A 12,076-nucleotide genomic window follows, 5' to 3' on the forward strand; every position below is an offset into this window, starting at 1 on the left:
GGCGCCTCAGTGCGCTTCCGCGGGTGCCTTGCCGCGCACCCGGTTGAACAGGCTGACCGCGCCCACCACGAGCGCGCCAACCAGCATGCCGACCACCAGGCTGGCGACGGTGTCGGCGAGGAAAGCCGGCAGGCCCCAGCCCAGCAACACATCGATCAAGTGGTGCAGGGCATCGATGTTGTGCACGAAGATCCCGCCGCCCACCAGGAACATGGCGATGGTGCCGATAATGCCCAAGGCCTTCATCATCCAAGGCGTCACGTACACCAGCGCGCGCCCCAGCGCCGGCACGAGCACGCCGGGCCGCTTGTCCATCCACAGCCCGGCGTCGTCCATCTTCACGATCGCCGCGACCACTCCGTAGATGAACACCGTGACCGCCAGCGCGATCACCGACAGCGCGACCGCCCGCGTCAGCAGGGACTCGTCGGCGACCACTGCCAGCGACAGCACGATGATCTCGGCGGAGAGGATGAAGTCGGTGCGCACCGCGCCGCGGATCTTCTTCTTTTCCAGTTGGCGCGGGGTTTCGCCCGAGGCGAGCACGGCCTGCGCGCGTGCCTCGACGTCGGGCTTGGCGTGGGCATGGAACAGCTTCTCGATCACCTTCTCGAAGCCTTCGTAGCAGAGGTACGCGCCGCCGACCATCATCAAGGGCACCACCAGCCACGGCACCAGCCAGCTGATCAGCAGCGCCGCCGGCACCAGGATCAGCTTGTTGACCAGCGACCCCTTGAACACGCCCCAGACCACCGGCAGTTCGCGGTTGGCCTTCACGCCCGCGACCTGCTGCGCATTCAGGGCCAGGTCGTCACCAATCACGCCGGCGGTCTTCTTCGCGGCGGCCTTGGTGAGTACGGCGACGTCATCGAGCAGGGCCGCGATGTCGTCGAGCAGGGTGAGCAGGGAGGCACCGGCCATCGGGAATCCATTGCGGTATGTGGGAAAGGGCGGATTGTCGCACCCTCGCCGCCCGTGCCATATGACGGGCCCGGCCACTGGCGTCAGCGACAATTGCGGCCGGCCCGGGCCGCTGCTACCTTCGCCGGCTTGCACGCCACCGGGAGGGCGGCAGGCATGGTCGAAACGGATATCACCCAGTTGCTGGTGCGTGCGCGCAGCGGCGAACCCGAGCGCATGGGAGAGGTCTTCCAGGCGCTGTATCCGGAACTCATGCGCATGGCGCGCTCGCGGCTGCGTGGCCGCGACGCCACCATGACGCCAACGGTGCTGGTGCACGAACTGTTCCTGCGCGTCACCTCATCGGACCATCTGAACCTGGTCGACCGGCGGCATTTCTTCGCAGCCGCCGCCCAGGCGCTGCGCTGGATCATGGTCGAGGACGCCCGCAAGAACCTCTCGCAGAAGCGCGGGGGCGGCGCCATCCACCTCGAGCTCGACGAAGACCTGTCACCGGCCGCGCCCGGCGGTGCGGCCGACACCGGCGTGCTCGCCCTGCACGAAGGCCTGGATGCGCTGGAGCAGCTCAGCCCGCAGCGCCGACAAGTGGTGGAGCTGCGCTACTTCGCCGGACTGGAGTTCAAGGAAGTCGCCGAATTGCTGGAGATTTCCGAACGCACCGCCCAGCGCGAATGGGAGCGCGCGCGCGCGTTCCTGCTGGCGATGCTGGATGAGGGCAACGATGGACGCTGACGCGCTCGCCCACTGGCAGGCCGCAGACGCCGCCTTCGGCCAGTGGCTGGACCTGCCCGAAGGCGATCGCGGCGCCTGGCTGGCAGCGCTGGACCTGCCGGACCCCGTGCGCCACCGGCTCGATCAGCTCATCGCCGCCCACGTCCGCCCGAGCGCGGCACTCGCATCGCCCGGCAGCGACCTGGCCGGCGTGCAGCTTGGCGCATGGACCCTGGAGACCGAGCTCGGCCGCGGCGGCATGGCCGTGGTCTACCGGGCCTCGCGCAGCGACGGCATCGCCCGCCAGGACGCGGCGCTCAAAGTGCTCACGCTGGGCGCGCTGGGCATTACCGGCCACGAGCGCTTCCAGCGCGAGGCCGAGATCCTCGCCCGCCTCAACCATCCCAACATCACCCCGCTGGTGGACTCCGGCGTATCCGGCGACGGTACCTGCTGGCTGGCGATGCCGCTGGTGGAAGGCGAACGCATCGACCTCTGGTGCGAATCGCACACGCCGGATGCGCCGGCCACGGTGCGCCTGTATCTCCAGGTCTGCGACGCCATCGCCTACGCGCACCGGAACCTGGTGATCCATCGCGACCTGAAGCCTTCCAACGTCCTGGTCGAAGCGGACGGACACGTGCGCCTGCTCGATTTCGGCATCGGCCAGTTCACCGATGCGCAGGACGAGCGCACGCAGACGATGTGGCGTGCGCTGACGCCCGGCTATGCCGCGCCCGAACAGCTGCGCGGCGACCCGCCCAGCACTGCCATCGACGTCTACGGCCTTGGCGCCCTGCTCCACCGCCTGCTCACCGGGCGGACTCCAGAGGGCGGCGACGGCGCCAACGCCACGCGCCCTTCGCAGCTGGTACGCGCCAGCAGCGATGCCTGGCACCGCCACTACGTGCCGCTGAGGAACGACCTCGACCGGGTGCTGCTCAAGGCGCTGGCGGAGGAGCCGCAGCGGCGCTACCCATCGGCCGAGGCCTTCGCCGCCGACCTGCGCCGCTGGCTCGAGGGGCGTCCGGTGCTGGCACAGAGCCCGACCCTGGGCTATCGCGCGCGCAAGTTCATCGGGCGCAACCGCCTGGGCGTGGTGGGGGCGGTCCTCCTGGCAGCGAGCCTCGCCGGCGGCATCGGGGCGACGCTCTGGCAGGCGCGGGAAGCGCAGAAGGCGGCGGAGAACGCGCAAGTGCAGGCGCAGCGGGCGACACTGGTGCGGGATTTCCTCGAAGAGATCTTCATGTCCACCCAGCCGACGGCCGGCGAGGTTCCGGATGCGCTGGACCTGCTCGAGGAAGGCTCGAGGCGTGCGCGTTCCGCGCTGCTTGCCGATGACCCGGTCGCCGCCGCCGACATCCTCCTGCTCACGGGCGCCGCGCGCATGCACCTGAGCCGCTATGAGCTCGGCGAACAGGACCTGCTGGCAGCGCTCGACCTGCTGGATACGCATGCACACCCGGACATCGGTGCGCGCGAACGCGTGCTCGTGCACATGGAACTGTCGGAGATCTACAGGAACACCGGACGAATCGATGAAGCCATCGCGGCCAGCAATCGCGCGGCCTCCCTGGCCATTGCGAACAGGCTGGCCGAGGAGGACGTGTTCGACGCCCGGCTCAGCGTTGCCCAGGCCAATGCCTTCCACGACCCGGCCAGCGCGGAAGCCATCACGCGCCAGCTGCTGGAAGACGCGCTCACCGCCGGCCATGCGAACAGCTACGTGCACCGCGACATCGTCGCCACCCTGGGCGTGGTGATGGTCCAGAACGACCACGACAGGGCCGACGTCCTTCCCATCATGGAGGAAGAGCTCCGCCTCTCACGCGAACTCGAGGGCGAAGACAGCGGCTGGTACGCCTACCGGCTTGCGGGAAATTCGGGCACCTTCCTGCTCGCCGGGCGGCCAGACCGCGCGCGCGAAATGCTGGACGAAGCCGTGCGGATCGTGGACACGGTCTACCGCGAACCTCATCAGCTCGCCGCGAACATCCACTGCAACATGGGTACGCAGCTGCATCTGACGGGCGATCCCGAACCGGCCCTGCACCACTACGACCAGGGCGTGGCCATCGGCCAGGCGGTGGGACGGAAGAACCTTGCCGCATCCGAATGCATCAGGTACCGCAGCATCCTCAGGGCCACGCTGGGCGACCTTGTCCCCGCCCTCGAGGACCTGGACCAGGCCGAATCACTGAGGGTCCTGAACGCGAACGACCAGACCTCCATCGGGCGCAGCATCTGCGGCATGCGCGCATCGATCCGCCTCCGCCTCGGCGACGTCGCGGGCGCTGACGATGCGCTCGAGCAGTGCCAAGCCGGCGCCGACGCGGGCCAGTCGCACATCTATGCGCTGGCGGAGGCCGAGGTGCGCATGGCGCAGGGGAAGCTGCGCGAGGCTGGTGCTCTCGCCGCCGGACTGCGCGAGAGCGTGAGGCGCGGGCTGGACAACTCGTGGATGCGCCCCTGGATGCTGTCCATGCTGCTTGCGAAGAAGACTGCCGACGCGGACGCTTTGGCCGCCCTCGCGACGGAGGCGGCGGCCTTCCTGGACGATGCGCCACCGATCGCCCGCTGCCTGGCCGAACCCGTGGAGACGCACTGCCTGGCGCTGCCCTGACGCCTTCTTGCAGCCGGCCAGCGCGGAACATGCATGACTACGTGGCGGTTCCCGCCTCCTGGCGACCCGGCCGCAGACACGGGGCCGCGGACCCGGGCAAGCTGAAGGCCTATGGCAGCAGGGACGGGCGCGAGTCGAACCATGCCCGCGAATTGCGCAGGTGCAGTTCACGTTCCGCACCATCGAGCTCGACGCCGACGCCCAGTCGCCCCCAGGCCAGGTGCAGGTCGCCGCTGCGTCGCTCCCCCTCGATCTTCATCCGGGCATCGACGCTGAAGCGGTCGTTCTCGCCGCGCGCACCGTCGAGTACCAGCACGCCATCGCGCCAGGCCCAGCGTCCGCGCAGGTGCGCCTCGCCGGCGTCCACCATGCGGCCGATCCACGCCGGATAATCGCCGCGGTCGGCGAACATCGCCAGCAGGAAGCCGACGTCGCGCATCCGCACCTGGATGTTGCCGCCGGCCGTCACCGGCTTCTTCCAGGCCGCCTGCCCGCGGTCGATGTCGATGGTTGCCCACCAGCCCGAACGCAGCTGGCCGTCACGCTCGCGGAAGGCGACGTTGCGCAGGCGCACCTGGCTGCCGTCGAGCCGGAGCTCGCCGTCGCGCAGGTTGCCGCCGCGCAAGCGGCCGTCGATGACCACGTCGCCGGCGAGATCGAGACCCGCAACCTCGATCTGCGCCCGGCGCGCGTCGACGCGCAGCGATCCGGTGCCGATGTCGCCCGCGGCATCGAGCCGCAGGTCCGCGCCAAGCGTGCCGCTGCCGCCGCCGAAGCGGAGGCCATCCTTCGGCAGCCAGGCATTGAGCACGGCGATGTCGGGCACCCGCGCGTCCTTGAACACCAGGTGCGCGGCCAGGGTCTCGCGCAGGTGCTCGAGGCGGCCGTCGGAGACCAGTTGCACCCGCAGGTCGCGGCCGCTGACCAGCGGCTGCTCCAGGGCGTCATGCCGCGCGGCGCTGAAGCGGTCCATCACCACGTCGACGCGTGACTGCAGTGCGCCTTCCCCGTCACGACCGAGCACGGCATCGGCATGCGCCACGCCTTCAAAGCGGGTGTCGAGCAGGTCCGCATGCGCCTGCACGTCGCGCACCCGCAGCGTGCTGCCCTCGCGCAGGCGGCCATCGGAGAGCTGCAGATCGGCCTCGATGCCGCCGCTGCCCTCCAGCGCCAGCCAGTCGCTGTCCATGAACAATGCCAGCACGCCGCCGATCGACGGCATGTGCCAACGGCCGCGCACGTGGCCCTCACCGCCGGCCAGTCGCACGCGCCAGTCGCCCAGCGGCAGCACGTTGCCAGGCAGGCGCAGGTCGGCGTCCAGGCTGGGCTGTTCGGGATCGACATCGGGCAGCGCGACCTGCAGGTGCAGGTCTTCGTCCACCGCTAGCCCCAGCGTCAGCGCGTTGTCGACCGACTCGCCATCCGCACCGCGCGCGCGCAGCGGCAACTGCAGCGACAGCATCCCGCCCGGCTCCAGCGCACCGTCGCGCAGTGACAACTTCGCATCCAGCTCGCCGCCTTCAACCCCGGGTACCAGGTGGAAGGCATAGCGGCCGGTCTCGTCGATCTCGGCGCGCAGGCCCAGGGGCGTTCCTTCAATCGTCAGCGATGCCTGCAAAGCCTGCAGCCGCGCAAGGCCGGCCTGGCCCGCGGGCAGCTCGGTCATCGAGAACGCGGCCTCGACGACGCCGTCGCGCAGCCACTGCGTTTCGCCATCCCCCAGGCTGAGCCCGCTGAAGGCCGCCGTGGATGGAAGCAGCGCCGCAGGCCCGCCACGGAACTGCTTGCTGAAGCCGACCTCGGCCCGGCCATGGCCGGCAAGATGCACGCCAAACACCTCCCCGCCCACGATGCTGTCGCTGGCGATGCGGTCCATGCGCAGGATCCAGGCGCCAGGCCGCTGCGCGGGCGACGGAACCTCGGTATCGACGCGCTCTATCGAACCGCTCACTGCGTCAGCCTCGACCCAAGGGATGCGGATCTCGCGCTTGAGCAGCGGCAGCAGTGCGACCCGCCCAATGGCGTGCTCGGCCTGCGCCGTCCACGCCGTGCGCCGCGCATGCCCCTGCATGCGCACCCCGTTCACGACAACCCACCCGGGCAGCAGGGTATGGCCGCCATCCCAGTTGATCTGAAACTTTTCCGGCTTCCGATTCAACAGCGACTGCGCCGCATCGACGTTGAGAAAAGCGTTGCCCGCGGCGAGATAGACCAGCCAGGTGCCCAGCAGGATCCAGCCCGCGCGCCGCAGCCGGCGTTTGCCCTTGTTCATCCATGGACTCCCCGGGAAGTTCGATAAAAAAGAACCCCGCCTCGCGGCGGGGTTCTTCGTGAAGCAGTACAGCGATAGGGCGTGGATCAGAAGCCCATGCCGCCCATGCCGCCCATGTCGCCACCGCCCGGCATCGCCGGCTCGTCCTTCTTCGGCAGCTCGGCCACCATCGCTTCGGTGGTGATCATCAGCCCGGCGATCGACGCCGCGTTCTGCAGCGCGGTGCGAGTGACCTTGGTCGGGTCCAGGATGCCGAACTCGATCATGTCGCCGAACTCGCCGTTGGCGGCGTTGTAGCCGAAGTTGCCGCTGCCGTCCTTGACCTTGTTGACGATGACCGACGGCTCTTCGCCGGCGTTGGTCACGATCTCGCGCAGCGGGGCTTCCATCGCGCGCAGGGCGATCTGGATGCCGTGGTTCTGGTCTTCGTTGGCACCCTTCAGGGCCTCGACCGCGGTCTTGGCGCGCAGCAGCGCGACGCCGCCGCCCGGGACCACGCCCTCTTCCACCGCCGCACGCGTGGCGTGCAGGGCGTCTTCGACGCGGGCCTTCTTTTCCTTCATCTCGATCTCGGTCGAGGCACCGACCTTGATCACCGCAACGCCACCGGCCAGCTTGGCCACGCGCTCCTGCAGCTTCTCGCGGTCGTAGTCCGAAGAGGTCTCTTCGATCTGCGCCTTGATCTGCTTGATGCGGCCTTCGATGCCCGAGCCTTCGCCCGCGCCGTCGATGATCGTGGTGTTTTCCTTGGTGACCTGGATCTTCTTGGCGCGGCCGAGGTCGTTGATGGTCGCCTTCTCGAGCGACAGGCCGACTTCCTCGCTGATCACGGTGCCGCCGGTGAGGATGGCCATGTCTTCCAGCATCGCCTTGCGACGGTCGCCGAAGCCCGGGGCCTTGACGGCCACGACCTTCACGATGCCGCGGATGGTGTTCACCACCAGGGTCGCCAGGGCCTCGCCCTCGACTTCCTCGGCGACGATCAGCAGCGGCTTGCCCGACTTGGCCACGCCCTCGAGGACGGGCAGCAGGTCGCGCACGTTCGAGATCTTCTTGTCGTGCAGCAGGATGAAGGGATCATCCAGCTCGGCCGACATCGACTGCTGGTTGTTGATGAAGTACGGCGACAGGTAGCCGCGGTCGAACTGCATGCCCTCGACCACGTCGAGCTCGTTGTCCAGGCCCGAACCCTCTTCAACCGTGATCACGCCTTCCTTGCCGACCTTGTCCATCGCCTGGGCGATCAGGTCGCCGATGTTGGCGTCGGAGTTGGCGGAGATGGTGCCGACCTGGGCGATTTCCTTCGAGGTCGACGACGGCTTGCTGATGCTCTTCAGCTCTTCCACGGCGGCCTTGACCGCCTGGTCGATGCCGCGCTTGAGGTCCATCGGGTTCATGCCGGCGGCGACCGCCTTCATGCCCTCGCGGATGAAGGCCTGGGCCAGCACGGTCGCGGTGGTGGTGCCGTCACCGGCGTCGTCGGAGGTGCGCGAGGCGACTTCCTTCACCATCTGCGCGCCCATGTTCTCGAACTTGTCGGCCAGCTCGATCTCCTTGGCGACGGACACGCCGTCCTTGGTGATCGTGGGCGCGCCGAAGCTCTTGTCGAGCACGACGTTGCGGCCCTTGGGGCCAAGCGTTGCCTTGACGGCATTGGCGAGCACATTGACGCCACGCACCATCTTGGCGCGCGCGTCTTCGCCGAAGCGGATTTCCTTCGCAGACATTGTTGTTTCCTCGGAGCTGGATCAGGGAATGGGGGTTGCGATGCGCCTGGCGCGCGCTCAGCCGACGATGGCGAGGATGTCGTCCTCGCGCACGATCTTGTATTCGGTGCCTTCGTGCTTGTACGCCGAGCCCGAGTACTGGCCGTAGATGACCTTGTCGCCGACCTTGACCTTCGGCGCGCGCAGGCTGCCGTTGTCCAGGGCCTTGCCCTCGCCGACGGCGATCACTTCGCCCTTGGTGGGCTTTTCCTTGGCATTGTCGGGGATGACGATGCCGCCGGCGGAGACTTCGTCGGCTTCGATCGGCTTGACCACTACGCGGTCATAAAGCGGCTTCAGGTTCATGACAATCCTCACAAGTGATTGATTTTATTTGACAAAAATACGAATCGGTCGCGGAGTCTAGCAGTCGGCCCTGCCGAGTGCCAAAACGCGCGCCGCGAAAACCCGGCAGTGCCGGGATGTCCGCAAGATGGGGGGGCGTTGGCGGGGTTCAAGGGTCCCGGCGAAATTAAGGCACGGCTCAGAAGCGCCAGGCGCCGACAACCATGGTCTCGCCGTTGTTGGGCGAGTGCAGGCTGGCGTTGGAGATATGGCGCAGCAGCAGCGAAAAGCGGTCCCAGCGCCAGCCGGCGGTGGTCACGAACTGCGGATCGCCGGAAAGCGCGTCCGTCTCGCCCGACTGGGCGCCGACGCCGGCGCCAAGCGTGAGGCCATTGTCGGTGCGCTCGTAGCGCAGGCCGACGTAGCCGACCAGGACGTTGTCGGACAGGTCGCGGCCGCGCACCTGGCCGCGGCCGTCGACGTGGATGGCGCCGACCTCGCCCCGCAGCACCGCGTTGTCCAGCTCCCGCAGCTCCGGGAGCCAGGCGACCGAGGCCACCTTGGTGAACTCGCGCTCGGTGGTCTTGGAGCCGCCGGCGGCGACCTCGATGCCGGTCGCGGCAAAGGCAGGCAGCGCGAGCGCGAACAGGACTGCGGTCAGTCCGGCGCGGAGTACGGCGGGGCGGGTTGCAACGGGCATGTGAGGACCTGGATGAACGGGGGAGGATTCGCCCCGCAAGAATACTTTTGCCGCGTCGCGCTGGCGTGCAGGTGGACGGGATGGTGTGTCCCTGTCTGGCGGCCGTCATATTTGACAGTTAGATTGCATGGTCCACAAAGGGGAGTTACCAGATGCGCCTAGTCAGTTCCCGGCTCTGCTACGCAATCGCGCTGGCCGTTGCCGCCACGCTTCCGGCCCAGGCCGAAGTCTTCATCAACGAAATCCACTACGACAACCTCGACACCGACGTCGGCGAGGCGATCGAAGTGGTCGGCAGCGCCGGCGAGAGCCTGGCCGGCTACCAGCTGGTGCTCTACAACGGCAGCAACGGCTCCACGTACGACACCGACACCCTGCCCGAGGGCAACCTCTCGGCCTGCGGCGGCAAGGTCCGCTTCGCCACGGTGAACTACCCCGAGAACGGCCTGCAGAACGGCGCGCCCGACGGCATCGCCCTGGTCGACCCGCAGGGCAACGTGGTCCAGTTCCTGAGCTACGAAGGCGTGATGACGGCCAGCAACGGCCCCGCCGCCGGCATGAGCAGCACCGACATCGGCGTCATGCAGCCCAACAGCACGCCGATCGGCCATTCGCTGCAGCTCGGCGGCACCGGCAATGTCTACGCCGACTTCACCTGGGCAGAAGCCGCCAGCGAGACCTTCGGCGCATGCAACAACGACCAGTCCTTCGGCGAACCCGGCAATGCCGCGCCGCGGGTAGTCGAGACCTTCCCGACGCAGGGTTCCAGCAGCTTCCCGTACGCGGCCGAGCTCACGGTCACCTTCAGCGAGCCGGTGGTCGCCCAGTCCGGCGCGTTCACCCTGGCCTGCGAAGGCCCGATCCGCCATCGCGCCCCCACGCTCGATCACGTGGCGCAGGCGACCAGCTTCACCCTGACGCCTTCGACTCCGCTGGTGCCGGGCCAGGCCTGTTCGCTGCGGGTCGACGCCGGTTTCATCCTCGATCTCGATGACGCTGCGCCTGAAGCCGACACCGTCATCGACTTCCACGTGAAGAGTGCGGGCGACGGCGGCGGCGGCGGCGGTAGCGACGACTACTACGGCCTGGTCAACGATTCCAGCCCGGACCAGCTGCGCTGCTCGCTGCACGAAACCATCCGCGGCCATGTCGCTTATCCCTACAGCGGCGGCGGCATCACCACCTGGACGATCCTCGAGATCGCCGACGAGGATCCCAACGATCCCGGCAAGATCCTCGACGTCTATCGCAACCGCAGCTATACCAAGGGCTCCGACCGCGCGGGCAGCGGCGGCAGCAACAAATACAACCGTGAGCACACCTGGCCGAACTCGCTCGGCTTCCCGAGCCGGGAAGGCAACCTGGGCCTTCCGCACTCGCCGTACACCGACGCCCACATGCTCTACCTGAGCGATGAGGTCTACAACTCCAACCGCGGCAACATGCCATTCGCCGACTGCGCGCAATCGGCGAACTGCGGCGAACGCCCGACGGAGTTCAACAACGGCCGCGGCGGTGGCAGCGGCACCTACCCGGGCAACTCGAACTGGGTCCAGGGATCCAATGGCAACCAGGGCTCGTTCGAAGTCTGGGGCGCACGCAAGGGCGACATGGCACGCGCGGTGATGTACATGGCGATCCGCTACGAGGGCGGCACGCACCCCGGCACCGGCCAGTCCGAGCCCGACCTGGAACTCACCGACGAGCGCAGCAAGATCGTCGGCACGAGCTCGTCACCGGCATACATGGGCCTGCTGTCGACCTTGGTCGAATGGCACCTTGCCGACCCGCCGGACGATGCCGAGCGCGCCCGCAACGAAGTGGTCGCCGCCCACCAGGGCAACCGCAACCCCTTCATCGACCATCCGGAGTGGGGCACCCAGGCGCTGTTCAACTCGAGCACGCCGGCAACCTGTGAACTCGGCACGCCAGCGGCGAGCGAGCCCCGCAATCCGCGGCTGAAGGATCCGCGCGCGCGTGGAACCATCGCTCCGGTGCCGGCACCTGCGGCATCAACCGGACGCAAGCTGAAAGCGATGCGCTGACGGCCCGCGCCTGGCTTCCCGTTCAAACAGGGGAGTGATTCAAACAGAGGGGCGCCGGGATCCGGCGCCCCTCTGTGTTTATACGATCAAATGAGCGACAGCAGCGTGGTGATGCGATTCCGGTTGAGGGCGGCCATCGGCGGCAGCCTGCAGCTCAACGCGATCGACTTCGACGTCAGCAGACCGCCGGCATCGGCGCCGGACCATGTCAGGTTCCCCGCAGCACCGCCGGCCAACGTGATCGATTTCGGGATGTAGCTGGCACTTGCAAGCTCGTCACCAACCACCGCTGTACAGGTCACCGTGACCGGACCTGTCGACCCGTTGCTGATCCGCGTACTGAAGCTCTGCACGTTCAAGGAGACTTCTTCGTTGGCAAGCGCACAAGTCACGAAAGCCGGCGCATCGCTTTCGTTGACGATGGCGAGCGGGCGCTTGCGGATCAGCCCCTCAAAAACGGGCAGCGCCGCCTGGCAGTTGCCGACAGGGCCTGTGCCGGTCGTAGTGAGCAGATCCAATGCCTGTGCGTGTTGGGTTGCGCCCAGAAGCAGGACACCGGATGCCACGAGGCAGGTCAATTTGTACATAAGGGTCTCTCCTCATATATGGGTGCGGCGCCTTGCGGGCGCCACCAGCCAACCTTAGAGGAGTATCCCGTCTGCCAAGAGTGACGGCGGACCCGCTTCTGATGACGTTTCAGCACCGCGACGCCAAAATCAGGGCCTTGCGCCTGAAACCATGCGTTGCGTCAGC

At 67.9% G+C, this 12,076-nt stretch carries 8 protein-coding genes and 1 pseudogene; 3 read left to right on the forward strand and 6 right to left on the reverse strand.

All coding sequences use genetic code 11. The features are described from left to right. Positions 1 to 6: 6 nt before the first annotated feature. Positions 7 to 921, reverse strand: a complete 915-nt coding sequence (locus tag ACW7GZ_RS02865) for a DUF808 domain-containing protein (protein ID WP_457001081.1) — start codon at positions 919 to 921, stop codon at positions 7 to 9. A 156-nt stretch (positions 922 to 1,077) separates the two neighbouring features. Here ACW7GZ_RS02865 and ACW7GZ_RS02870 point away from each other — a divergent pair, with 156 nt between their 5' ends. Continuing rightward, positions 1,078 to 1,653, forward strand: coding sequence for an ECF-type sigma factor (locus tag ACW7GZ_RS02870; RefSeq protein ID WP_457001079.1), 576 nt, complete (start codon positions 1,078 to 1,080; stop codon positions 1,651 to 1,653). Then, positions 1,643 to 4,255, forward strand: coding sequence for a protein kinase domain-containing protein (locus tag ACW7GZ_RS02875; protein ID WP_457007705.1), 2,613 nt, complete (start codon positions 1,643 to 1,645; stop codon positions 4,253 to 4,255). Before ACW7GZ_RS02870 ends, ACW7GZ_RS02875 begins: the two co-directional genes overlap by 11 nt. Before the next feature lie 109 nt (positions 4,256 to 4,364). Here the strand turns inward: ACW7GZ_RS02875 and ACW7GZ_RS02880 are convergent, their stop codons facing one another. From ACW7GZ_RS02880 to ACW7GZ_RS02895, 4 genes are all read right to left on the reverse strand, one after another. Continuing rightward, a complete protein-coding gene (locus ACW7GZ_RS02880) occupies positions 4,365 to 6,527 on the reverse strand; it encodes a hypothetical protein (protein ID WP_457007707.1) in 2,163 nt (720 codons plus the stop codon). An 86-nt stretch (positions 6,528 to 6,613) separates the two neighbouring features. Next, complete coding sequence (gene groL / locus ACW7GZ_RS02885) at positions 6,614 to 8,254, reverse strand: chaperonin GroEL (RefSeq protein WP_457007709.1); 1,641 nt, start codon at positions 8,252 to 8,254, stop codon at positions 6,614 to 6,616. A gap of 57 nt (positions 8,255 to 8,311) precedes the next feature. Further along, positions 8,312 to 8,599 carry a co-chaperone GroES gene (gene groES / locus ACW7GZ_RS02890; RefSeq protein ID WP_457007711.1) on the reverse strand — a complete coding sequence of 96 codons (288 nt, stop codon included), beginning with the start codon at positions 8,597 to 8,599 and terminating at the stop codon, positions 8,312 to 8,314. A 178-nt stretch (positions 8,600 to 8,777) separates the two neighbouring features. After that, on the reverse strand, positions 8,778 to 9,278 hold the full coding sequence (locus tag ACW7GZ_RS02895; protein ID WP_457007713.1) for a hypothetical protein: 501 nt from the start codon (positions 9,276 to 9,278) through the stop codon (positions 8,778 to 8,780). A gap of 152 nt (positions 9,279 to 9,430) precedes the next feature. Between ACW7GZ_RS02895 and ACW7GZ_RS02900 the strand changes: the two are divergent. Next, positions 9,431 to 11,206: pseudogene (locus ACW7GZ_RS02900) on the forward strand (endonuclease); the annotation flags it as partial. A 203-nt stretch (positions 11,207 to 11,409) separates the two neighbouring features. Here ACW7GZ_RS02900 and ACW7GZ_RS02905 read toward each other — a convergent pair. Further along, positions 11,410 to 11,910 (reverse strand): hypothetical protein, encoded by a 501-nt coding sequence (locus ACW7GZ_RS02905; protein ID WP_457007715.1) that lies wholly within the window; start codon positions 11,908 to 11,910, stop codon positions 11,410 to 11,412. Between the last annotated feature and the right edge of the window lie 166 nt (positions 11,911 to 12,076).

The organism is Luteimonas sp. A537 (assembly GCF_054052065.1).